Origin of the sequence: Campylobacter sp. FU_497 (genome assembly GCF_025772425.1) — a bacterium.
In the GTDB taxonomy this organism is placed as follows: domain Bacteria; phylum Campylobacterota; class Campylobacteria; order Campylobacterales; family Campylobacteraceae; genus Campylobacter_D; species Campylobacter_D lari_C.
The window spans coordinates 1-23,280 of record NZ_JAKMSC010000018.1; the positions used below are offsets into that span (position 1 = coordinate 1).

Annotated in this window: 27 protein-coding genes; 19 read left to right on the forward strand and 8 right to left on the reverse strand. The window is 31.1% G+C overall.

Features of this window, described 5'->3' with window-relative positions; genetic code table 11:
• The 7 genes from L8W68_RS06950 to flgE all read left to right on the forward strand — a co-directional run.
• On the forward strand, positions 1 to 403 hold a 403-nt coding region (locus L8W68_RS06950; RefSeq protein ID WP_263675543.1), incomplete at its 5' end, for a type II restriction endonuclease.
• A complete protein-coding gene (locus L8W68_RS06955; RefSeq protein WP_263675545.1) occupies positions 396 to 1,238 on the forward strand; it encodes a DNA-methyltransferase in 843 nt (280 codons plus the stop codon). The genes L8W68_RS06950 and L8W68_RS06955, both read left to right, overlap by 8 nt.
• Positions 1,235 to 1,816, forward strand: coding sequence for an imidazole glycerol phosphate synthase subunit HisH (gene hisH / locus L8W68_RS06960; RefSeq protein WP_114639930.1), 582 nt, complete (start codon positions 1,235 to 1,237; stop codon positions 1,814 to 1,816). The genes L8W68_RS06955 and hisH overlap by 4 nt, the downstream gene beginning before the upstream one ends.
• A gap of 6 nt (positions 1,817 to 1,822) precedes the next feature.
• Positions 1,823 to 2,557 (forward strand): 1-(5-phosphoribosyl)-5-[(5-phosphoribosylamino)methylideneamino]imidazole-4-carboxamide isomerase, encoded by a 735-nt coding sequence (gene hisA / locus L8W68_RS06965; RefSeq protein ID WP_263675549.1) that lies wholly within the window; start codon positions 1,823 to 1,825, stop codon positions 2,555 to 2,557.
• A complete protein-coding gene (gene hisF, locus L8W68_RS06970; protein ID WP_263675550.1) occupies positions 2,539 to 3,306 on the forward strand; it encodes an imidazole glycerol phosphate synthase subunit HisF in 768 nt (255 codons plus the stop codon). The genes hisA and hisF overlap by 19 nt, the downstream gene beginning before the upstream one ends.
• Before the next feature lie 11 nt (positions 3,307 to 3,317).
• Positions 3,318 to 3,944, forward strand: coding sequence for a bifunctional phosphoribosyl-AMP cyclohydrolase/phosphoribosyl-ATP diphosphatase HisIE (gene hisIE / locus L8W68_RS06975; protein ID WP_263675551.1), 627 nt, complete (start codon positions 3,318 to 3,320; stop codon positions 3,942 to 3,944).
• A 310-nt stretch (positions 3,945 to 4,254) separates the two neighbouring features.
• Positions 4,255 to 6,633: a flagellar hook protein FlgE gene (flgE, locus tag L8W68_RS06980; RefSeq protein ID WP_263675552.1), complete on the forward strand. Its 2,379-nt coding sequence runs from the start codon at positions 4,255 to 4,257 to the stop codon at positions 6,631 to 6,633.
• 345 nt (positions 6,634 to 6,978) lie between these two features.
• Here flgE and L8W68_RS06985 read toward each other — a convergent pair whose 3' ends face one another.
• Complete coding sequence (locus L8W68_RS06985) at positions 6,979 to 8,220, reverse strand: multidrug effflux MFS transporter (protein WP_263675553.1); 1,242 nt, start codon at positions 8,218 to 8,220, stop codon at positions 6,979 to 6,981.
• Positions 8,221 to 8,343: 123 nt separating this feature from the next.
• Here L8W68_RS06985 and L8W68_RS06990 point away from each other — a divergent pair, with 123 nt between their 5' ends.
• From L8W68_RS06990 to L8W68_RS07045, 12 genes are read left to right on the forward strand one after another with little or no spacing between them, the layout of a single operon-like run.
• A complete protein-coding gene (locus L8W68_RS06990) occupies positions 8,344 to 8,613 on the forward strand; it encodes a NifU family protein (protein WP_263675580.1) in 270 nt (89 codons plus the stop codon).
• Positions 8,600 to 9,139 (forward strand): histidine kinase, encoded by a 540-nt coding sequence (locus L8W68_RS06995; protein ID WP_263659160.1) that lies wholly within the window; start codon positions 8,600 to 8,602, stop codon positions 9,137 to 9,139. Before L8W68_RS06990 ends, L8W68_RS06995 begins: the two co-directional genes overlap by 14 nt.
• Positions 9,123 to 10,406: a UDP-N-acetylmuramoyl-L-alanyl-D-glutamate--2,6-diaminopimelate ligase gene (locus L8W68_RS07000; protein WP_263675554.1), complete on the forward strand. Its 1,284-nt coding sequence runs from the start codon at positions 9,123 to 9,125 to the stop codon at positions 10,404 to 10,406. The genes L8W68_RS06995 and L8W68_RS07000 overlap by 17 nt, the downstream gene beginning before the upstream one ends.
• The gene (locus L8W68_RS07005; RefSeq protein WP_263675555.1) at positions 10,407 to 10,712 is read left to right on the forward strand and encodes a YbaB/EbfC family nucleoid-associated protein; all 306 of its coding nucleotides are present in this window, start codon (positions 10,407 to 10,409) and stop codon (positions 10,710 to 10,712) included.
• On the forward strand, positions 10,709 to 11,788 hold the full coding sequence (locus tag L8W68_RS07010) for a PDZ domain-containing protein (protein ID WP_263675557.1): 1,080 nt from the start codon (positions 10,709 to 10,711) through the stop codon (positions 11,786 to 11,788). Before L8W68_RS07005 ends, L8W68_RS07010 begins: the two co-directional genes overlap by 4 nt.
• Positions 11,788 to 12,633: a polyprenyl synthetase family protein gene (locus L8W68_RS07015; RefSeq protein ID WP_263675581.1), complete on the forward strand. Its 846-nt coding sequence runs from the start codon at positions 11,788 to 11,790 to the stop codon at positions 12,631 to 12,633. Before L8W68_RS07010 ends, L8W68_RS07015 begins: the two co-directional genes overlap by 1 nt.
• Positions 12,634 to 12,636: 3 nt before the next feature.
• Positions 12,637 to 14,541, forward strand: a complete 1,905-nt coding sequence (tkt, locus tag L8W68_RS07020; RefSeq protein WP_263661851.1) for a transketolase — start codon at positions 12,637 to 12,639, stop codon at positions 14,539 to 14,541.
• Between the two features lies 1 nt (position 14,542).
• A complete protein-coding gene (locus tag L8W68_RS07025; protein ID WP_412175558.1) occupies positions 14,543 to 15,643 on the forward strand; it encodes an MlaE family lipid ABC transporter permease subunit in 1,101 nt (366 codons plus the stop codon).
• The gene (locus tag L8W68_RS07030; protein ID WP_087691076.1) at positions 15,640 to 16,362 is read left to right on the forward strand and encodes an ABC transporter ATP-binding protein; all 723 of its coding nucleotides are present in this window, start codon (positions 15,640 to 15,642) and stop codon (positions 16,360 to 16,362) included. The genes L8W68_RS07025 and L8W68_RS07030 overlap by 4 nt, the downstream gene beginning before the upstream one ends.
• A complete protein-coding gene (locus L8W68_RS07035; protein ID WP_263675562.1) occupies positions 16,362 to 17,189 on the forward strand; it encodes an MlaD family protein in 828 nt (275 codons plus the stop codon). Before L8W68_RS07030 ends, L8W68_RS07035 begins: the two co-directional genes overlap by 1 nt.
• 1 nt (position 17,190) lies before the next feature.
• Complete coding sequence (locus tag L8W68_RS07040) at positions 17,191 to 17,781, forward strand: hypothetical protein (protein WP_214125161.1); 591 nt, start codon at positions 17,191 to 17,193, stop codon at positions 17,779 to 17,781.
• Positions 17,782 to 17,823: 42 nt separating this feature from the next.
• Positions 17,824 to 18,345 carry a flagellar FLiS export co-chaperone gene (locus L8W68_RS07045; protein WP_263675563.1) on the forward strand — a complete coding sequence of 174 codons (522 nt, stop codon included), beginning with the start codon at positions 17,824 to 17,826 and terminating at the stop codon, positions 18,343 to 18,345.
• Positions 18,346 to 18,376: 31 nt separating this feature from the next.
• Here L8W68_RS07045 and L8W68_RS07050 read toward each other — a convergent pair whose 3' ends face one another.
• The 7 genes from L8W68_RS07050 to L8W68_RS07080 all read right to left on the reverse strand — a co-directional run bounded on the left by L8W68_RS07050 (position 18,377) and on the right by L8W68_RS07080 (position 23,266).
• Positions 18,377 to 18,916: a superoxide dismutase family protein gene (locus L8W68_RS07050; RefSeq protein WP_263675564.1), complete on the reverse strand. Its 540-nt coding sequence runs from the start codon at positions 18,914 to 18,916 to the stop codon at positions 18,377 to 18,379.
• Positions 18,917 to 19,042: 126 nt separating this feature from the next.
• Entirely contained in the window at positions 19,043 to 19,297 is a 255-nt protein-coding gene (locus L8W68_RS07055; RefSeq protein ID WP_133319172.1) for a zf-TFIIB domain-containing protein, read from the reverse strand.
• A gap of 48 nt (positions 19,298 to 19,345) precedes the next feature.
• Positions 19,346 to 20,035 carry a uracil-DNA glycosylase gene (gene ung / locus L8W68_RS07060; RefSeq protein ID WP_263675565.1) on the reverse strand — a complete coding sequence of 230 codons (690 nt, stop codon included), beginning with the start codon at positions 20,033 to 20,035 and terminating at the stop codon, positions 19,346 to 19,348.
• Positions 20,036 to 20,043: 8 nt separating this feature from the next.
• Entirely contained in the window at positions 20,044 to 21,351 is a 1,308-nt protein-coding gene (locus tag L8W68_RS07065) for a sensor histidine kinase (RefSeq protein WP_263675566.1), read from the reverse strand.
• On the reverse strand, positions 21,341 to 22,027 hold the full coding sequence (locus L8W68_RS07070) for a response regulator transcription factor (RefSeq protein WP_263675567.1): 687 nt from the start codon (positions 22,025 to 22,027) through the stop codon (positions 21,341 to 21,343). Before L8W68_RS07070 ends, L8W68_RS07065 begins: the two co-directional genes overlap by 11 nt.
• Before the next feature lies 1 nt (position 22,028).
• The gene (locus L8W68_RS07075; protein ID WP_263675568.1) at positions 22,029 to 22,451 is read right to left on the reverse strand and encodes a DUF1104 domain-containing protein; all 423 of its coding nucleotides are present in this window, start codon (positions 22,449 to 22,451) and stop codon (positions 22,029 to 22,031) included.
• 62 nt (positions 22,452 to 22,513) lie between these two features.
• Positions 22,514 to 23,266, reverse strand: a complete 753-nt coding sequence (locus L8W68_RS07080; protein ID WP_263675569.1) for an SIMPL domain-containing protein — start codon at positions 23,264 to 23,266, stop codon at positions 22,514 to 22,516.
• Positions 23,267 to 23,280 lie beyond the last annotated feature (14 nt).

Sequence of the window (23,280 nt, forward strand, 5' to 3'; positions counted from 1 at the left end):
AAATCGTAGTGGTAAAATAATGGAAATGCAATTAAAAGAAATTTTTACTCCACATTGTTTAAAATTTGAAGAGCAGGTAAATATTAAAAAATTTCCTGAACTTCATAAAGCTTTTGGTGAAGATATAAAAAAATTTGATTTTGTAATTTTTTCTTCTAAAAAAACTTATTTTATAGAATGTAATTTTTATGCAGGTGCGGGAAGTAAATTAAATGAAGTTGCCAGAGCTTATCAAGAACTAGCTCCTAAATTTGATCAGTTTTCTCAATATGAATTTATATGGATAACAGATGGTCAAGGTTGGTTAAAAGCTAAAAATAAACTTGAAGAAGCTTATAAAAAAGTAGAAATTTATAATCTTTCTAATATTAATGATTTTATCTTAAAGGTAAAAAATGTCTAAGTCTATTTTTACAAGTAAAGATAAACTTTTTCAGCTTTATCAAAATGATTGTAATAAATTATTACCTCAATTTGAAAATCAAATTGATCTAATCTTTGCAGATCCACCTTATTTTTTGTCTAATGATGGTTTGAGTATCCAAAGTGGTAAAATAGTAAGTGTAAATAAGGGGCAATGGGATAAAGGTGATGATATTGAAAAAATAGATGAGTTTAACTTAAAATGGCTTTCAAATGCAAAAATAGCACTTAAAGATACTGGAAGTATTTTAATAAGCGGAACTTATCATAATATTTTCTCTCTTGGCAGAATTTTACAAAAACTTGATTTTAAAATTTTAAATATTATTACTTGGCAAAAAACTAACCCACCACCTAATTTTTCCTGTAGATACTTAACTCATTCTACAGAACAAATTATATGGGCTAGAAAAAGTCCTAAACATAAACATATATTTAATTATGGGTTGATGAAAAAATTAAATGAAAATAAGCAAATGCGAGATGTGTGGCAATTTAGCGCTATAGCTCCGTGGGAAAAAAATAATGGCAAACACCCCACCCAAAAGCCACTACCCTTACTTGTTAGATTAATTTTAATGGCAAGTAATGAAAATTCGTTAATTTGCGATCCGTTTAGTGGAAGTTCGACTACAGGGATTGCAGCTAATTTATTAAATAGAAAATTTATAGGTTTTGAAAAAGAAGATGAATTTATTAAAATTTCTGTAAATCGTAAAATAGAGTTAGAGAAAAATTTTCAAATGATTAAAAACAAGATTAACGACTTGAAAGTTTTAACAAAAGCAAATTTATTTCAAGAGAGAATGATATGAAACTAGCTATTATAGATACAGGTTGTGCGAATTTAGCTTCTCTTGCTTTTGCGCTCGAGCGTTTAGGACAAAAAAGTATTATCACACATGATTTAAAAGAACTCTCGCAAGCAGATAAGCTTTTGCTTCCTGGGGTTGGCACCGCAGCTAAAGCAATGGCTAATCTAAAAGCACTTAATTTAGAAAATTTTATCCAAACTACCACAAAACCACTTTTAGGTATTTGTCTTGGTATGCAAATTTTGGGTAAATTTTCAGAGGAATTACACCAAAAAACACTTGGTATTATGCCTTTTGATACACAAAAATTCCAAGAAAAAGCAAATTTTACTTTCCCGCATATGGGGTGGAATCAAGTCTTTAGTTCGCATGAGCTTTTTAAAGGCTTAGATGGGGCTTATTTTTATTTTGTACATAGTTATTGTGTGAGTTTAAATGAATACACCATCGCAGAGTGTGAGTACTCTACTAAATTTAGTGCAAGTTTAAACAAAGACAATTTTTATGGTGTGCAGTTTCATCCTGAAAGAAGCGGCGAAGCGGGTGAAGTATTATTAAAAAATTTCATAAATATGTAGGTAAAAATGCAAACTCAAATCATTCCAGCATTAGACTTAATAGATGGCAAAGTAGTAAGGCTTTATAAAGGAGATTACGCTAAAAAGCAAGAATATAGCTTTGATCCTTTGGCTAAATTTCAAGAGTATGAGGCTCAAGGTGTTGCTTGGCTTCATTTGGTGGATTTAAGCGGTGCAAAAGATCCTAGTAAGAGACAACTAAAACTCATAGAAAACCTAGCTTCTAAGATTAGAGTAAATCTTCAAGTAGGTGGAGGAATTCGCACTAAAGACGAGGTTAAAGCTTTGTTTGATAGTGGTGTTAAACGCGTAGTTATAGGCTCTTTAGCGGTTAAAAACAAAGCCTTTACACAAGAGCTTTTAAATGAATTTGGCGTTGAAAATATAGTCTTAGCACTTGATAGTATTTGCGTTAAAGATGAGTTTTTTGTGGCTGTTGATGCATGGAGTAAAACAAGCGATGAGAGTTTGTTTGAGCTTTTAAATTTTTATAAAGATGTAAAGCATATTTTATGCACAGATATTTCTAAAGATGGCACGATGAGTGGAGCAAACATCACTTTATACAAAGCTTTGCATGAGAAATTCCCACATTTGCAAACCCAAGCAAGTGGAGGCGTGGCGAGCTTAGAAGATTTTAAAAAGCTAAATGGCATAGTAAGTGGTATCATCGTAGGTAAAGCCTTGCTTGATAAAGAATTTAGCATAAAGGAGGCTCAAGAATGCTTGCAAAACGCATAATCGCATGTTTAGATGTAAAAGATGGTAGAGTAGTTAAAGGGGTGCAGTTTAAAAATCATGAAGATATGGGAGATGTTATAGAACTTGCTAAATTTTACTCACAAAATGGCATTGATGAACTTGTATTTTATGATATTACAGCTTCAGCCAAGAATGAGCGTATCAATAGAGCTTGGGTAAGCAAAGTAGCACAAAATATCTCTATACCATTTTGCGTCGCAGGGGGTATAAAAAGCGAAGATGACGCAAAAGAGCTTTTAGCAAATGGTGCTGATAAAATTTCTATTAATTCCCCTGCTTTAAATGATCCTGATTTAATCTCACGCCTTGCAAAAAGCTTTGGAGTTCAATGTGTAGTCGTAGGTATAGATACTTTTAAAGATGAAAACAACGAGCTTTTAGTCTATAAATACACCGGAGATGAGAACAAATCTCATCATAGTGGTAAAAAAACACTAGAGTGGGTAAAGCAAGTATGCGAGCTAGGAGCTGGCGAAATCGTGCTAAATATGATGAATCAAGATGGCATGAGAAAGGGATATGATCTTAATCAACTTGCTAAAGTTAGAAAAATTTGTCCTGTGCCTTTAGTAGCAAGCGGTGGCGCAGGGGTCAAAGAGCATTTTTTGAACGCTTTTAAACTTGGTGTTGATGGAGCTTTAGCAGCTTCAGTGTTTCATAAAAAACTTATAGATATTAAAGAATTAAAACTATTTTTAAAAGATCAAGGCATACAAATTCGTATTTAAAAGGAAAAACTATGGGTATAAATGAAGAAGAATTTATAAAAAGTATAAATTGGCAAAAGGTAAATAACCTTATCCCTGTGATAATCCAAGATTATCATTCTTGTGAAGTTTTAATGCAAGGTTTTATGAATGAACAAGCTCTAAGAGAGAGTTTTAAGCACCAAAAGGTTGTGTTTTACTCACGCACTAAAGAGCGTTTGTGGATGAAGGGTGAGCAAAGTGGGAATTTTTTGCATATTATAGATATGGGGCTTGATTGCGATAGAGATTGTATTTTGATTTTAGTTAAACCTAGCGGGGCTACTTGTCACACAGGCGATACTTCTTGCTTTGAAACACTTTCTAAAAAGGCTGATTTTGTGTTTTTATCGCGTCTTGAAAAGCTGATTAATTCACGTAAAAATACTTGTGCAAGTTCTTCTTACACAGCTGAACTTTTTTCAAAAGGCACTAAACGCATAGCGCAAAAAGTAGGCGAAGAAGGCGTTGAAACCGCTTTGGCTGCTACTGTTAAAGACAAAGATGAGCTTATAAATGAAGCAGCTGATTTACTTTATCATTTAGAAGTGTTATTAGCTGATGCGGATTTGAGTTTAAATGATGTGATTGCTAAATTAAAAGAAAGAAATAAAAGTTAAGCGTGATTTCTCACGCTTAATTAAGCAATATTTTTGAAAAGATTCACTGACTATATCGAGTAATTTTAAAAAAACTTTACACTTTAAAGACATAGTATGTATTTTTATAACAATTTGTTATGAAAATTGTAGACATTAATTTTTGACTAAAAGCTTTATTTTCCATTATTTTACTAAATTACTTTTGCAATATATGTATTCAATTGTATAACATTTTTTTACATTTTTGGAACGCTTATTGCTTTACATTAGCTAAGCAATAGAAGATTGTGAGATATTCACAAAGCAATATTTTTTAAAGGATTTAATTATGATGAGATCTCTTTGGGCTGGGGTTTCAGGACTCCAAGCACACCAATACGCAATGGATGTAGAAGGTAATAACATAGCCAATGTTAATACATTTGGTTTTAAGTATTCTCGTGCGGATTTCTCAACGCTTATGAGCCAAACTTCTAAGATAGCTACAGCTCCAGATGGCAATTTAGGTGGTAAAAACCCTATGCAAGTTGGACTTGGTGCAGGCGTAAATTCTACGACTAGAATTCACTCTCAAGGTAATATCCAAACCACAGATAAAAACACCGATATGGCTATTAATGGAGATGGATTTTTCATCGTATCAAATGATGGTGGTACTACTCAGTATTATACCCGTGCAGGGGATTTTAAAACGGACGCAGTAGGAAATTTCGTAGATAATAACGGCTATACTGTTCAAGGTTGGAATTATAATCAAGAAACAGGTCAAATAGACTCTTCAACCTCAGTAGGCGATATCGTAATCCCACCTGGCATGAGTATGCCTGCTAGACCAAGTACTTCAGTAAAACTTACAGCAAATTTAGATAGTGGTAATACTTTGGGTATGAATGCTTCTGCCAAAAGACCTATTTATGCTCTTGATTCTGTTCATGGTATGAGAACTGATACAGGAACAGCAATAGATGAAAATGATACAGGGCATACTGAGTTTTACACTACTTCAAAAAGTGGAGCCCAAGTAACAGAAAAAGGTGTGGATATGGGTGTAGTGTTTAACGCTCAAGGTGAGGGTTTAAATCTAAGAGATGGGCAAGGAATTTGGGTAAGTTATAAAGAAGCTAAGTGGTCTAGTGGAACAGCATTTAATGCAGATTTGCCTGCAGATCAAAATAATTTTCAACCAAATACAGACTATACTTTTTGGGGATTTACAGATACAAATGGAACTCAACAGCCAGCAACTTTAGATATAGTTATCAATGGGGTACAAATAACTGCAACCGGAGTAGGTAAAGATACTTTTTTAAATGCTATCAATGCTAAGACAGCAGAAACTGGGGTGGTAGCTTCTATAGTAGATGGTAAAATGACTTTTACTAATGATAATAGCACAGGAACCACAGCAAAATCTAAAAATTTAAATATTACTATAGGAGCTAATAATACAGCAGGTCAACCTATTAGAGTTGGCGATACTATTAACGATGCTACTCCTCCTGCACCAGGAAATGCTTTGCTTGGCGGAACAAATGGACCGATTAGTGTAATCACGGCTCATGAATACATATATAGCTCAAATAATGTAGATATAGGAGCTAATCCAAAAGCAGATGATACTGACACTTGGCCTGATATGAATGGACAAAGACTTTTTCATACCACTGAAGATTTAAGAGAGCTTTTGCAAAGAGATGCTAGATATGCGGTAGATTATGATGGAAATGGTCGAAGAGAAGCTACTGATGCAAATGCCGCTGTAGAGGTAGTAGTGGAAAGTGATGGTAGATTCAAAATTACCAATCCTAAGGAACCAAATGCTAAGGATATGACTTTTAAAGTTACAGGTTATTCTAATGAAACTAATAAAATCGCTACTAATGATAAATTTACAGCGATGTTTAGCGCGCTAGATGGAAATTTCAATGCAGGTAATAATGAAAAATATTCTCAAGACATGTATTTATCAGCTCATACTGCTAGTATAGAAATTTTTGACTCATTGGGAACTAGACATGAGCTAACTGTGCAATTTACTAAGCAAAGTAAAACAGCAGATGGTGGGGCTGAATGGTCTATCATCATCTCAGTGCCTGAGCCTGCAGAGATTAATTTTAGTGGTGATGGTGCTCCAGGAAACATAGTAGTAGGAAATTTAAGATTTGGTAATGATGGCTCTTTACAAAGTTATACACCAAATGTATTAAATTTCACCGGAAATAACGGCTCAAAACCTGATCAAGTTATAAAACTTGATTTTGGTACAACAGGTGGTTTTGATGGTTTAACAAGCTATGATAAAGACTCGGCTACCACTAAACAAGAAACTGATGGTTACACAGGGGGTAACTTAAAACCAGATGCATTAAGAACTGATGAGAATGGTTATATCTATGGAGAATTTACAAATGGTAAAACTCTAGCTTTAGCTAAGGTTGCTCTAGCTACTTTCCCAAATAATATGGGTCTTGAAGAAATGGGTAATAATCTTTTCAAAGCGACAGCAAACTCAGGAACACCTACTATAGGTCATGCTGGTGAAGGTGGTAGAGGGGGCTTAAAAGGCTCAGCTATAGAAATGTCAAACGTGGATTTAAGTCGTGCATTAACAGAGCTTATCGTAATCCAAAGGGGTTATCAAGCAAACTCAAAAACGATTACCACAAGCGATCAGCTTTTAAATACTTTGCTTCAATTAAAACAATAATTCTAACCCAAGGTTTTAAAAACCTTGGGATCAAGCTTTACAAGGTTATCGAGGTAGCCTTGTAATACTTGATAGCCTTGAAGCCTTCAATCTATTGCTAACTCACTTCTTTTTTGCCTTAAGGAGTGAGTAGCATGATTTGCATATCGACAAGTTAAAATAAAAATTTATAAAGCTAATCATCTATTAATAGTTTTAATCATTGTAAATTTAAAATATTTTTGTTTGCTATCATGATTAAAAACACTAAAATTATCAAGAAAAATATAAATATTATTTATTGATATAAAGTTTTTAAAAAAAGGTTCGATATAGTCAGTGAATCTTTTCAAAAATATTGCTTAATTAAGCGTGAGAAATCACGCTTAACTTCTTTTTGATTTTATTTAACTTTCTTTTATTGATTAAACTTAGATAAGAAACCAAAGATAAAAATGTACAAGTTCCTAAAATAAGCGATAAAAATATAGGTGTATTAGCATTTAAAAGACTTACTAAAAATGCCATTACTCCTGCCATAGCAAATTGTGCTGCCCCTAAGAGTGCTGAAGCACTGCCTGCATTTTGTTTTGATCTTGCCATAGCTAAAGTGGTGGTATTTGGCAGGATAAAACCCAAACTTGCTATGATTAAACATAAAGGAATTTCAAAAGCCCAAAAACCTAGATCAAAAGTTGCCCCTAAAATGAGTAAAAAGGTTAAAAAAGTAATTATCATAAGCGCTCTTGGTAAAACATAATAAGGCGAGAGTTTAAGAACTATCCTTGCGTTTATATTAGCACATATAACAAAACTTAAAGCATGAGCTCCAAAAAGGGCTGCGTATTGTTGAGGGCTGAGTTCAAAAACACGCGTAAAAACAAAAGATGAGCCGGTTAAATAAGCAAAAAATCCTGCAAAGATTAAATTCCCACAAAGTAAATACACCACAAAACGACGATCTTTTAAGATTTTTTTGTAACTTTTTGCAACTTCTTTGTGATTGAATTTTTTACCTTGGGTGTTGAGGTTGCTTTCTTTTAGAGCAAAAATAACAAGTAAAAATAAAATAAAACCTAAGATAAACAATGTCAAAAATATACTACGCCAAGAAAAAAATTCAAGCAAAATCCCACCAAAAGTAGGGGAGAGCATAGGTGCTAAAGAAGTAAAAACCATCATCAAAGCATAAACTCCTGCTGCTTCTTTAAGCTCAAAAACATCATTTACTATAGCTCTTGCCACAACTACGCCCACACAACCTCCCAAAGCTTCAAAAAAACGCAAAGCTATAAAAGCATGAATGGAATCAACTAAAACACAAGCAATGCTTGAAGAAATAAAAAGAAAAAGTCCTATATATAAAGGTTTTTTCCTGCCATATACATCACTTAATGGCCCATAAAAAAGCTGACCCAAAGAAAAGGCTATAAAAAAACTTGCAAGAGAAAGTTGAGTATAAAAAGAATTTGTTTGAAAGCTTTTTTCTACTTCATTTAAAGCAGGTAAATACATATCAGTTGAAAGTGGTGCTATAGCAGATAAAAAGCCTAATATAAAAATGAGTTTGAGCTTTTCAAAACCTTTTATTTGAGTGCGTTTTTGCATAAAAAATCCTAAAATATTTTTACCATTGTATAGCAAAAAGTCTAAAATAAACAATAATTTACATTTTTTAAAGGCAAATAAGATAAAATTAAACTAAAAAATAATCAAGGAAAAGTTATGAATATGCCTTTTAGTGATGAGGAATTAGTCGAACCTGTAAAAGCAAGCTTGGCTAAAACTATGCATATTTTAGAAAATGATGGTGGTGGGCTTGATTTTTTAGGAGTTAAAAATGGTGTAGTTTATGTGAAGCTAACCGGAGCTTGTCATGGCTGTCCAGCTAGTGGAACAACTTTAAAATACGGCCTAGAAAAACAACTTAAAATCGACATACACCCAGATATAACTATAGTAAATTTAGCAGGCGGGGAAAGCGAATTTGCAAAATTATAAAAAAATAGCCATAGAATGTTTTTATAAAAAAGATTTTAAAAACGCTAAGATGTATTTTTCTCTTGCTTATGAAAAGCGTAAAAATAAAAGACTTTTAACTTTTATTAATATTTGCGATTTGGCGTTAAAAAGCCCTGAAGAAGCTTTTGTGTTTTTTGAGTTTTTTATGCAAAATTATAAAAATACTAAAGTAGATAAAGACTTAGAAAAACTTATTAATCTTAGTCAAAGTGTGCAGTTTGAAGAAGATAGTGAAGACTTTGAGGGTTTGAGTTATCAAGATTTTTTACTTAGTGAAGCAAAAGTTGGGTTTAAACAGGCTTTAGAAAATGTTATAATATCAAATAAACTTATCATTAATGATAAAGAAGATTTTGTGGATTTTTTAGAAAAGCTTTTAGAGCATGGTTATAAAGATATGCTTGTAGCCTATATGGAAGATGTTTCGGTGCATTTTTATTCTAACTATAGATTTATCAAGCTTAGTGAGAAAATCAAGGAATTAAATTATGATAGTAAAGATTGAAAATACTTTCATTTGTGATAATTCTAATGAATGCGAAAAAGATTGTTTTTTCTTAAAAACCGCTCAAAATGAAAAATTTATTCATCAGGCTTTAGAAAAACAAGCAAAAGTTATAAGTATAGCTGAGTGTAAGAAACTTTTAAATATAGATGAAAATATAAAAATCATAGGCATAACAGGCACAAATGGTAAGACAACTACTGCAGGGGCTATTTACTCTATCTTGCTTGATTTAGGTTATAAATGTGCCTTGATGGGAACTAGAGGCAGTTTTATAAATGATAAAAATATTACTCCAAAAGGCTTAACTACTGCTCCTATTTTGCAAACTTTAGAGCTTTTATCTTTAGCAAGTAAGGAAAAATGTGAATTTTTAATTATGGAAGTAAGCTCACATGCTTTGGTACAAAACCGCATTGAAGGGCTTGAGTTTAAGGCTAAAATTTTTACTAATATTACTCAAGATCATTTAGATTTTCATGGAAGTTTTCAAAACTACCAAGCAGCAAAAGAAAGTTTTTTTACTGATGAGTGTATGAAATTTATCAATAAAGATGCAAAAGCCATAAATTTTAATGTCAAAGGTGCTTTTACTTATGGAGTGGAAAATCCAAGTTATTATCATATCAAGGCTTATGCTTTAAAAAACGGCATTGAAGCTGTGGTAAATTTTGGCAAAGAAACTTTTATGATTGACTCTTCTTTGGTGGGGCTTTTTAATCTTTATAATCTTTTGGCTGCAAGTGCTTGTGTGAATGAACTTGTAAAGCCAAATTTAAAAGAGCTTGAAAAGGCCATTAGTAATTTTGGTGGCATTGAAGGTAGAATGCAAGTAGTTGCAAAAGATGTGATTGTAGATTTTGCTCATACGCCTGATGGCATAGAAAAGGTTTTAGATGCTTTAAAATATCGTGATTTGATTGTGGTTTTTGGAGCAGGGGGAGATAGGGATAAAACTAAGCGTCCATTAATGGCTAAAATCGCCAAACACTATGCTAAAAAACTCATCATCACAAGCGATAATCCGCGCTCAGAAGAGCCTATGGATATCATTAATGATATTTTAAGTGGTATAGAAAAAGATGAGAGTGTTTTTATAGAATGTGATAGAAAAGAAGCAATAAAAAAAGCATTAGAGTTTAAAACGAAAAATGATTTTGTAGTGATTTTAGGCAAGGGCGATGAAACTTATCAAGAGATTAAGGGTGTAAAATATCCTTTTAATGATAAAGAAGTAGTATTAGAGATATTAAAAGAAGGAAAATAAATGTTTGAAAATATGGATTTTTCTAAAATGGGCGAGCTTTTAACTAAGGCTCAAGAAAAAGCAAATGAATTAGAGCAAGAAGCTTTAAAAAAAGAATTTAGTGCAAAAAGTGGCGGTGGTTTAGTAAAAGTTAGTGCTAATGGAAAAGGTGAAATCATCGATATAAGCATTGATGATTCTTTGCTTGAAGATAAAGAGTCTATGCAAATTTTATTAATAGCAGCGGTGAATGATGTGATGAAAATGGTAGAACAAAATAAAAAATCAATGGCTAGTAATTTATTTAGCGGAATGGGAATGCTATGAGAATTTTACTTTGTATTTTAGGTATAGCTTGTGTGCTTTTTGCTGTGCCACGACCGACTTTTAATGATTTTTTGGGTTGTTATGAAAAAAACAAAGCTAGTATGTTAATTTATGAGGGCTTGCCTGCTTTTGCTTTAAATGAAAATACTTTAGCAGTAGTTAAAACTAAAAACGCGAAATTAAACAGCTATACTAAGTATGATCCTTTTTTAAATTTATATTTAGTAAAAACAGATTTTAGTTTAATCCCTGCTCCTATGGGAAATGAGGAAGAATTAACGCGCAATAGCTGGGTGGGAATTTTAGATAGCAATAAAAGCTATATAGGACATTTGAAGTATTTTGGACAAAGTTTAACAGAACGTGATCAGCTTGATTTTACTTCTAAAATCGGAGAGCTTAATTCGCCATGTTGTAAAATGCTTGGTATAAGCTTAGAAGATGGCAAACTTATAGGTAATCGTTATTTAAAACACTTTGCGAAATATCCTGATGTTTATTGGGGTGATATAGGTGTGGATTTTGATATGCGTGATGGTAAAATTTATGTAAAAAATGTGCGTAAAAATGGGCAATTTTTGCTTAATGATGAGCTTGTGAGTGTAGATGGGCAAGTTTATGATGATATAAGAAAATTAAATGAGAAAATTTTATTTGCTGATCGCGGTGCAACTTTGTATTTTAATATGCTAAGAGATAATAAAGATGTCAATATTTCTACGACAGTTTTTGATAAAGATTTGGGTGTATTTGCTAAACCTAAAAAAGTAGTTCAAGCTAAGCCGACTTCTTTTTATAGTAATCTAGGATTGCGCGTAGATATGAAAATGAATGTTACAGAGGTAACTCCAAATTCTAAAGCACAAATGGCTGGATTTATGAAAGGGGATAAGATTTTAAGAATTAATAATCAAAAAATCAACAATTTTAATGAACTTCAAGCTGTTTTAGCTCAAGCTAATACTTTTGATGTTTTAGTTTCAAGACAAGCAAGCAATATCCCTTCAGCGAAAAATAATGATTTTGAGCATTTTAATAAAGGATACTTTGACTTTTTTATAAGGCTAAATAAGTGATTTTAGAAAAATTCAAACAACATTTAGAGCAAAATTTTCCTAAAACTCAAAGCTTTCATCCGTTTTTCAATGAGGCTTTAAAATGGATGTTAGAAGCTGGCGGGAAGCATTTTAGAGCCCAACTTCTTTTGGGTATAGTGAATGCTAAAAATCCTGCTTTGTTTGAAAAGGCTTTAAATGCGGCTTTGGCTTTGGAATTTATCCATACTTATTCTTTAATACATGATGATTTACCTGCTATGGATAATGCTTCTTTGCGTAGAGGAAAGCAAACTTTACACAAAAAATACGATGAAACTACGGCTATTTTAGTGGGCGATGCTTTAAATACTCAAGCTTTTTTACTTCTTTCTAAGCTTGATTTAAAAGAAAATGTTAGATTAAAACTCATAGAAACTCTAGCCTTTAATGCAGGGCTTGGCGGTATGATTATTGGGCAAGCTATTGATTGTTATTTTGAAGATATGCCTTTAAATTTAGAGCAAGTTGAGTTTTTGCACATTCATAAAACTGCAAGATTGATTGCAGCGGCTTTAAAAATGGGTTGTGAAATTTGTGAGTTAGATGAAAAAGAATGCGAGCAAATTTATGAAATAGGGCTTTTGATAGGATTGGTTTTTCAAATCAAAGATGATATTATCGATGCGACTTTAGATACTCAAGAAGCAGGAAAGCCAACTCATAATGATTTGCATAAAAATTCTTTTGTTAAACTTTTAGGTTTAGAAGGTGCTAAAAAGGCAAAAGATGATAAAATTACTTTATGTGAAGAAAAAATGAAAAATTTAGACTCTAAGCTTGCTAATGAGCTTCAAATTTTGATTGATAAATATTTAAAAGGTTAAACAATGTTACAAAAACAAGCCAACACTATAAGATTTTTATGTGCGGATATGGTGCAAAAAGCAAATTCAGGCCACCCAGGTGCTCCAATGGGTTTAGCAGATATTATAAGTGTTTTAAGTACTCATTTAGTGCATAATCCAAAAGATCCTACATGGTTAAACCGCGATAGATTAGTCTTTTCAGGTGGTCATGCTAGTGCTTTGCTTTATAGCTTTTTACATTTGAGCGGTTATGATGTAAGTTTAGAAGATTTAAAAAATTTCCGTCAATTACACTCTAAAACCCCAGGTCATCCTGAAGTTTTCACTCCAGGTGTTGAAATCGCCACAGGGCCTTTAGGACAAGGCATTGCAAATGCGGTTGGTTTTGCTATGGCAGCCAAAAAAGCAAGTTTGCTTTTGGGTGAGGATATTATCAATCATAAAGTATATTGTTTATGCGGTGATGGAGATTTACAAGAAGGAATTTCTTATGAGGCTTGTTCTTTAGCAGGTGTGCATAACCTTGATAATTTAATCATCATTTATGATAGCAATAATATTTCAATTGAAGGTGATGTGGCCATTGCTTTTAATGAAAATGTAAAAGAGCGTTTTAGAGCGCAAAATTTTGAAGTACTTGAGATAGATGGGCATGATTTTGAGCAAATTGATTTAGCATTAAAAACTGCTAAAGAAAGCAAAAAGCCTTGTTTGATTATCGCTCATACTACTATAGCTAAAGGAGCTTTAGATCTTGAGGGAAGTCATCATTCTCACGGAGCACCTTTGGGCGAAGAGCTTATAAAAAAGGCAAAAGAGGCTTTAGGTTTTGATCCACAAAAAACTTTTGAAATCCCAGAAGAAGTTAAAATTCGCTTTAGCGGGGCAATAGAACTTGGGGATTTAGCACAAGCTAAATGGAATCAAAAAGTGCAAAATTTAAATGCAGAGAAGCAAGCATTGCTAAAAGAGCTTTTAGAGCCTGATTTTTCAAAAATACAATTTCCTGATTTTAAAGGACAAGATTTAGCTACTAGAGATAGCAATGGTGTGATTTTAAATGCTATTGCTAAAGCCTTACCGGGATTTTTAGGTGGTAGTGCAGATTTAGGTCCATCAAATAAAACTGAACTCAAAGATATGGGCGATTTTCCAAATGGAAAAAATATCCACTATGGTATAAGAGAGCATGCAATGGCTGCTATATCAAATGCTTTTGCAAGATATGGTTTGTTTTTGCCTTATTGTGCTACCTTTTTTATATTTAGTGAGTATTTAAAACCTGCTGCAAGAATAGCAGCTTTGATGAGGGCTAAACACTTTTTCATCTTTACTCACGATAGTATAGGTGTAGGTGAAGATGGTCCAACACACCAACCTATAGAGCAGCTTAGCACTTTTAGAGCTATGCCAAATTCATTGACATTTAGAGTAGCTGATGGGGTTGAAAATGTAAAAGCATGGCAGATTGCACTTAAAACTAATATGCCAAGTGTTTTTGTTTTATCGCGTCAAAAGTTAAGTGCTTTAAGCGAGCCTGTTTTTGGAGATGTTGAAAATGGGGCTTATTTATTAGAAGAAAACACAAATGCGAAATTTACACTTTTAGCAAGTGGTAGTGAAGTGTCATTATGTGTAAAAACAGCTAAGATTTTAAAAGAAAAAGGTGTGATTGCTAATGTGGTTTCTATGCCTTGTTATGAGTTATTTATTGCTCAAGAAAAATCTTATAAAGAAAGAATTTTACAAGGTAAGGTTGTAGGTGTTGAAGCTGCAAATTCAAACGAGCTTTATAGAATTTGTGATGAGCTTTATGGTATAGAAAGTTTTGGTGAGAGTGGTAAAGATAAAGATGTATTTGAGCATTTTGGATTTAGTGAGGAGAAATTAAGCTCATATATTTTAAGTCTATGTAATGAAAAATAAAATAATCAAAGATGTTAAAAATCAAGAATGCATTTTTAGCGTCTTTGGTATATGGGATAAAACAAGCGTAGGAAAATTGGAAAAATTAGATTTTCCTACTCAAAAAAATATTATTTTTGATTTTGCAAATTTAGATTTTATAGATACTGCCGGAATTAGGTATTTTCTAGCTTTAGAAAATGAATTTAAGCAAAAAGGTTTTGAGCTTAGTAGGATAAATCTTAAAAGTGAGCATGCTAAGCTTTTTGAACTTTGTCAAAAACACTACAAAAGCTTTTGTGATTCTTATGAAGATAAAAAAACAATCAAAGATTTTTTTGAAAATTTAGGAAAGAAAGTTGCAAATTCTTTTACAATTTTAGTGCAGTTTTTAAATTTCATAGGACTTATTATTTATACTTGTTTTAAAACACTTTTAAACCCTAAAAAACTTCGCTTTAAGGCATTTTTATATCATGTAGAAAATAGCGCTATTAATGCTTTACCTATTATTATGCTAACTTCATTGCTTGTGGGTGTGGTGCTTGCTTATCAAGCTGCGTATCAACTTGCACAATTTGGAGCTAATATTTACATTGTTGATTTAATGGGAATTTCTGCTACTAGAGAACTTGCACCATTAATTAGTGCTATTGTTATAGCTGGTAGGAGCGCAAGTTCTTATACAGCTCAAATTGGAGTGATGAAGCTTACTGATGAAATTGATGCGATGAAAACTATGGGTTTTAAAGAAAGTGAGTTTATCATTTTACCTAGAGTTTTAGCTTTAGCGCTTGCCATGCCTTTAGTGGTAATAGTGGCGGATATTTTAAGCATTATAGGTGGAATTGTAGTTGCTTGGTTTAGTTTAGAAATTAGCATGAGTGAGTTTATGAGTCGTTTTAAAGAAGCAGTGGAGCTAAAACATATCATCATAGGGCTCATAAAGGCACCTATTTTTGGGTTTTTGATTGCTTCTATTGCTTGTTTTAGAGGATTTTTTGTGCAAAAAACCACCGAAAGTATAGGTGTTTATACGACAAAAAGCGTGGTAAATGCTATTTTTTGGGTAATAGCTTTTGATGCGATTTTTTCTGTATTTTTAACAAAGGCTGGATTTTGATTATAAAGGCTAAAAATATCAGTACTTATTTTGGAAGTAAATGTGTGCATGAGGATATTAGTTTTGAAGTGCAAGATAATGAAATTTTTGGTATTTTAGGTGGTAGTGGTAGTGGTAAATCTGTGCTTTTAAGACAAATGTTAATGCTTGAGCATTTTGATAAGGGCGAGTATGAAATTTTAGGCAAGAGATTAAAAAATATAAGCGATGAAGATGCTTTATTTTTGCAAAAACAATGGGGTGTTGTTTTTCAATATGGAGCATTATTTAGCTTTTTTAATATACTTGAAAACATTAGCATACCTTTAGTTGAATACACAAAACTTAGCAAAAATGATATCAAAGAAATAGCCATGATGAAGCTTAAGATGGTAGGGCTTGATGAGAGTGTGGCTAAGCTTTATCCAAGTGAATTAAGCGGAGGTATGAAAAAAAGAGTGGCCATAGCTAGAGCTTTGGCGCTTGATTCTAAATTGCTTTTTTTAGATGAGCCAACTTCAGGGCTTGATCCTTATAGTTCAAGAGAATTTGATGAATTGCTTTTGAGTTTAAAACAAAGCTTTAAATTATGTGTGATTTTAATTACTCATGATAAAGAAAGTATGAAAAATGTATTAAATCGCTTTTTGATTATAGAGAATAAAAAAGTTGGTTTTTTGGGAAATGTTGAGGCTTTGCAAGAGCAAAATCCAAGACTTTATGAGAGGTTTATGCAATAATGGAAAATAAAGCAAATTATATTTTGATCGGAATTTTTGTTTGTGTGTTATTTTTTATCAGCTTGTTTTTTATAGTGTGGTATGGGAATTTAAAAGATGAGAAATCTTTTAAATATTATGAAATTTATATGGAAGAATCAGTTGCAGGGCTTAGCGTCAAAGCTCCGGTTAAATTTTTAGGAGTTGATGTTGGAAGTGTTGAAAATATCAGCATAGATAGTTCTAGCAATCAATTAAGGGTAAAAATTTTAGTCAAGCTTGATTCTAATTTAGCGGTTAAAACAGATACTTATGCAAGCTTGCAAATTCAAGGTATAACAGGATTTAAATTTATTCAGCTTGCAGGAGGTAGTGAGGAAGCTAGTGTTTTAAAAGCAGATGATGATGTTTATCCTATTATAAAATCAAAGGAAAGTTTTTTTACGAGTATAGATAAGCAAGCAAATAATCTTTTAGAGCTTATTAATGTCTCAAAGCTTAAACTAGAAAATCTTTTAAGTGATAAAAATTTAAAAAATATCGAGCAAATTTTACAAAATTCATCAGAGCTTTTTGCACATTTAAATGCTAATACACCAGCATTTTTAGCAAATTTAAATAAAACAAGCTCTAAACTTGGTAAAAGTTCAGATGATTTTTCAAATTTTTTAAATAATGCTAATGGCCAACTTAACGAGCTTAATAAAAGCAGAATGCTTTTGAATGAAAATTTAGATATTTTAAGAGTTTTGTTTTTAGATTTTACGCAATTATTAAAAAATTTAAAGCAAAATCCTTCAGATGTAATTTATAAAGATAAAGCCATTCAATATGCTCCAGGAGAATAAAATGAAATTTTTATATATTAGTTTAGTAGCTATTTTTTTTAGTGCTTGTTCTTTGATTAGTCCAAGTCAAACTTTACCTGCAAATAAATATTTTAGTATTAATTTAGAAAAGTTAGAGCAAAGTCAAAATAAAAAAAATGCAACCATTATAGTTTCTTTGCCTAAGGGCTTGGCTTATACTAATGAAATTTTTTATAAAAAAGATCATGTTGTTAATGCTTATGCTTATCATTTTTGGAAAGAAAATCCTGCTTTGATGATTAAAACTTTTTTGGAATTTCATTTGCAAGATTTAGAAGCATTTAAAGCGGTTTTAAACCAAGATAGTCTAGCTAGTGCTGATTATGTTTTAGAAAGTAAAGTAGATATTTTAGAGCAAGATTTTAGCGATGAGATGCATTCTAAAATAAAATTAGGCATTAATTTAAATTTAGTGCAAATAAACACTAAAAAACTTATAGCAAGTAAGTATTTTTACTATGAAAAAGAATTAAATGATAATAATCCTCAAATTTTAATCCAAAACTATGATGAGGTTTTTTTGCTTTTTGCTAAAGATTTTAGAGTTTGGATAGATCAAAATTTGGAATAAAAAATGCTTTTCTTGTTATAGCAATAACAAGGAAGGTGTATTATGAGAGATGAATTAGAAATCTTACAAAAACATTTAGGACAAGTAGGTTCAAGTATAGATGGTGCGAATTTAAAACACCAAACACAAAAATTTAGTGAAGATATTACCGATGCAAACGATTTTGTTGGTGCTTTACAAATTTTAGATTCTTCGTTGAAAAAAATTTCAAAACTTTTAGAAGATAAAAATTATGAAGATGTGCAAGATAAAGTATTAATTGCAAGTGAAAGTTTGAAAATAGTAGATAATTGCTCATTTTTAGGCAATGCTTTATTTGATAATAATTATAATGTAAATGTAGGCTCAAAGGCTTTTGCTTTTGAAATTTATAACCCTTTAAAAATTTTAGAAACTAGTGATTATGAGGGTATGAAAGCTTATATAGTAGATAAAAGGGAAGAAATAGCTTCTATGCTTAGTGAGCTTGCAGTGGCTATTGCTACTTATAGTCCTAGCCAAAGTTTTGGCGGATCAAGTCATGATTTTATGAATGATTTAGATTTTACTAAGCTTTTTAAATAATACTAAAGGCAAAAAGCCTTTAGTATGTGTTTTATTTAATTACTCCACAAGCCATTCTAGCACCGCCACCGCCAAGTGCTGCAGGATGATCGCTATGATTGTCTCCTCCAAAATGTATCATTAAAGAGTGGTTTTTAAGCTCGTTAAGTGTTTTGATTTTTGGTGCTAATACAGGATTAGTTGCTTTACCATCTTTTTCTACATAAAGTGGTGGTAAATCACCTCTGTGGCCTTTATCATCCCATGGGCTTGAGTGTGCGTCGGTTTTCTCAGGATCCCAGTGACCACCTGCTTTCATACCTAAACCTTTATCAGTTGCTCCACAATCAGCGTTTGCATGAACATGAAAACCATGAATTCCACTTTCTAAACCTTGAAGATTTGGGTAAAATGCTACTCCATAAGGAGTTTGTACTGCTACAACTTCACCTGCGTTTTTGTTGGCATTTTTATCAAGAATTTCCATTTTGATAACTAAATGATCTTTTTGTGCTTTTGGATCAAAATTTTCCAAATTTGCTCCAATTAAAAAACTTGATGCTAGTAAAGAACCTAGAATGATTTTTTTCATTTTCTCTCCTTTTGTTAAAAATTATTTTATTGTAACATATATTATTAATAAAAAGTGTTTTTTTGTAAATAAAAAGAAGATAGAAATAAAAATGAGAGTTTAAGTAAAACTTTTAAGCCTTTTGGCTTAAAAGTCAAATAATTCCCCAAGCCAACTTTCTTTTTTCTTGTATTTATAGCCGTTATTATGATGGTAGTTTGCTTGTTGGTTATAATTTTGTTGTTGAGGTTGTTGTGTACTTTGAGAAGAATTTCTTTCTATGATTTTATCAAGCTCACCACGATCAAGCCAAACACCACGGCATTTTGGACAATAATCAATTTCAACTCCATTTCTTTCGCTCATCAATAAGTCAGTATTTACACAAACTGGACAAGTCATTATATTCCTTTTTTGAAAATTTTTGAAAGTATATAAGTTTTAAGTAAATTAAGGGTTTAAATTCCAATCAATAAGACTTTTACCAAGTTTTGATAAAATTTCATTACTTTTTGAAAAATGCTTGCAACCTAAAAAAGCATTTCTTGCTAAAGGCGAAGGATGTGCTGCTTCTAGGATAAAGTGTTTTTGAGGGTTGATTAAATTTTTTTTATTTTTAGCATAATTTCCCCAAAGTAAAAATATCAATCCTTCTTTTTCATTGCTAAGTTTTGATATAACCGCATCGGTAAATTTTTGCCAACCAAAATGTACATGTGAAGCAGGTTTATTTGCTTCTACACTTAAAATAGAATTTAAAAGTAAAATTCCTTGTTTAGCCCATTTACTTAAATCACCATGTTTTGCTATAGGGATGTTTAAATCATCTTGCAATTCTTTATAGATATTAAGCAAAGATGGGGGAATTTTAACACCCATTGGCACGCTAAAGCTCAAACCCATGGCTTGATGAGGGTTGTGGTAAGGATCTTGTCCTAAAAGTATGATTTTTAAATCTTGTAAAGGGGTTAGATTAAAAGCATTAAAGATTAAATTCGCGGGTGGATATATAGTTTTTCTTTCATTTAAAGCATTGATATAATGAGTTTTTATTTCTAAAAAATAAGGCTTTAAAAACTCTTCTTTTAAAAATTCCTTCCAAGCGTTATCTATTTTAATTTTTTCTAAGCAAATTTCCATTTTTATCCCTACCAAGAAAGTATAAATTCACTTCCTTTATCTTTTTTACTCAAAACTTTTATGTTGATATTGTTTTTATCGGCTATTTGTTTGACTAAATTTAAGCCTATGCCAAAACCACCTTGGTCTTGATTAAAGCGTTTGTAGCGTGTAAAAATTTGAGTAATTTCTTTAGCGCTCATACCTTGACCTTCATCTTTAATACTAAGTGTTTTTTCTTTTAAACAAATAAAGATTTTTTTATTAGTATTGGTGTATTTTATGGCATTGCTTAAAAGATTGTCAAGTAAAATTTGCATTTCTTCTTTATTTGCATAGAAATTTTGCTCTAAAAGCTCTTTTTCAATGGTGAGATTTTTTTGAGAGATTAAAGTGTCAAAATATTCTAATCTTTGTTCTAAAAGCTCTTTTAAATTTATATCTTCTTTTGTATTTTCTTTTTGTAAGAAAAAATTTAAGGCTATGAGGTTTTGATAGATATGATTTAAATTTTTACTTGCTAGTTTGATATGATTTAGTTTTTTAGTGTTATTTGGATTTAAATTTGTATCATCAAATTTTTTAATACTAGCTAAAATCACGCTCAAAGGCGTGTTAATTTCATGCGTGGTATCTTTGATAAAATCATTAAGTGCTTTAAATTGCTCTTTGATATTTTTAAAGACAAGCAAAATGAGTATATAAGCAACTATAGCAAGTAGTAAAATACATATAAGAGTGTAAAAAATAGTTTTTAATTTTAATTTCCAAAGCTCATGGGAAAAATCGTTGATGTCTAGATTGTTATAATTATCTTTACGGTATTGTTCTTTTTTAAAACCAAGATCATCAGTTTCCATGATGATGTGAATATTTCTGTGTTTTAAAAATTTAAAATAATGTCTAGGTTTTTTCATATCAGTTCTATCTATATAAGCATCTAGATTGCGAATTTTTAAAAATTCTATGAATAGCTTTTTGTTTCTACTATAGATAAAGTCATTTTGCTCTAAGTGTCTTAAAATATTAATAGCGTCAAATGAAAGATTGCTAAAAATTACTTTTTGATCTAAGATAATAGCAAAGGAAGTGTTGAGTTTGTTAGAAATTTCTGCAAAGTTGATTTTTTCTAATGCAATTTGACTATGTTTTGATTCTATAATATTTTGCAAGATGTAATTATGGTGTGTATACATATGGGTTAATTGATTTAAGCGTATATAGCTAGCTTCTTTTTGATAAAAAGTGATAAAAAAAATCGTTAAAAATACACCACTTGTGATGATATAAAGGGCTAGAATTTTAAAAATAGTATTATTAAAATTTTCACTTTTCATTTTCTAGCCTAATGGCATAGCCTATATTTCTTTGATTGATAATAAGATCTTTGCCAAGAATTTTTCTTAAATTTTTTATATAAACTCTAAGGCTCATAATTACAGGTTCTTCATCTAAATTCCAAATTTCATCAAAAATGGTTTCTATACTTACAAAATGTGGACGTTTTTTTAAAAGTAAGGCTAAGAGTTCTTTTTCTTTGTTGGTAAGATTGATGATTGTTTTATTTTGATAAAGGGTTTTATTAAGTGGATCAAAAGAAATGCTTTTTGAAGAGCTAAGTAAAATCAAATCTTCTTTTTGGTGGCTAAAATTTCTTTTAATGATATTTTTTACACGGATAATCAATTCATCTATATCGAAAGGCTTTTTAATATAATCATCACAGCCTGATAAAAATCCTTGTTTTACATCATCAAGCATAGATAAAGAAGTTAAAAATATAGCAGGGGTGTTTTTACCACTTTCTCTTAATTCTTTTAAAACTTCAAAACCATTGCCTTTTGGGACTTTAACATCAAAAATCCAAAGATCAAAATTTTCTTCATAAGCTTTTTCTAGTGCCTCTTGTGCATCAAATACACAAGAGACTTTAAAACCCTCATCATTTAAAGCTTCATTTATAATTTCATTTAAACTTAAATCATCTTCTAAGAGTAAGATTTTTGCCGCCATTTTATCTCATTGGACAATTTGCATGGCTTCCATGGTTTTGATGATCCATTTTGTGTGTTTTGTGTGAATTTTTACCATGCTGATGTAAATTTAATTCTCTTATTTCTTTACCGCTCATATTATCGGTTAGTTTTTGCATATCTTCTTGAACAATAGCCTTTCTTTGGTTTCTTTCTTGCGCAGAAAGTTTAGAGATATTTTCGCGCAAATTAGTTCTAAATTGTTGATGAAAATCTCTTGCGTCTTTGTATTTCATCTCATTCATTCTTTTTTTCATTTCTATAACCAAATCAGCTTGATCTTGCGCGCTAACGGTTTTTGCAAGATTTAAAATCTCATCATTGCTTTTTTTAGAAAAATCAGCTCCTAGTGCAAATGAAGCAGCCAAAGAACTTACGATAAATAAACTTATAATTTTTTTCATTGTTTCTCCTTTAAATTAATGATGAGAAATTATAAAAACTCAAAATAAAGTCAAAATGAAATTTATTGACAAATAAAAAGCACATTAGCTCTTAAATTTTGTTTTTCACTTTTAATAATAGGCAATACAATACTATCTGCACTAGCTGCTAAACTTGGAGCATTGTGTTTGATATTGCAACTATCAAAATGAATGTTTTTTATCACGCAAGTTTTTGCTAAAGTTTTAGAATAATATTGAGCTTTTTCAAAAGCTTTTTTAAATGCAAGATCATATAAATCTTCTTTGTTTGCTTCTAAAATAGCCTCATCAAAGCCAGCTTGCAAAGCTTTGGTGTTAAAAGAAATTAAAGTATTAGTAGTGCTAATACTTTCTATATCTTTTATAAGATTTTCATAGTCTTTACTTTTACTTTGTGGAATTTGGCAAGTAAAATTAGAGTGCAATCTATATCCATTTAGCGTTTTTATTCCTTGATAATAATTATAATTTGGCTCTAAAGTATAACTTCCACCTTTGCAATAATTTTCTTTAGCAATACGATCTGAGATTTCTTTAAATGTTTTAGCAATATGATTTTTTTCTTCACTAGAAACAATAGTTTTTTTACTAAGTTCTTCGCTAGCACTAAAATTTAAAGTAGCATTGAAGATATTTGGCATAATTTCATTAGATACTTCTATATTTCTTGAAAATTCTATATTTTGTTTATTATGATTTTTTAAACCTAAAAATTCAGTGTTAAAAATCACTCCTAGTACAAATAATACTAAACAAAGTAATCCTAAACCCAAACCTTTTAAAAAACTTTTCATTTTTGCTCCTTTTT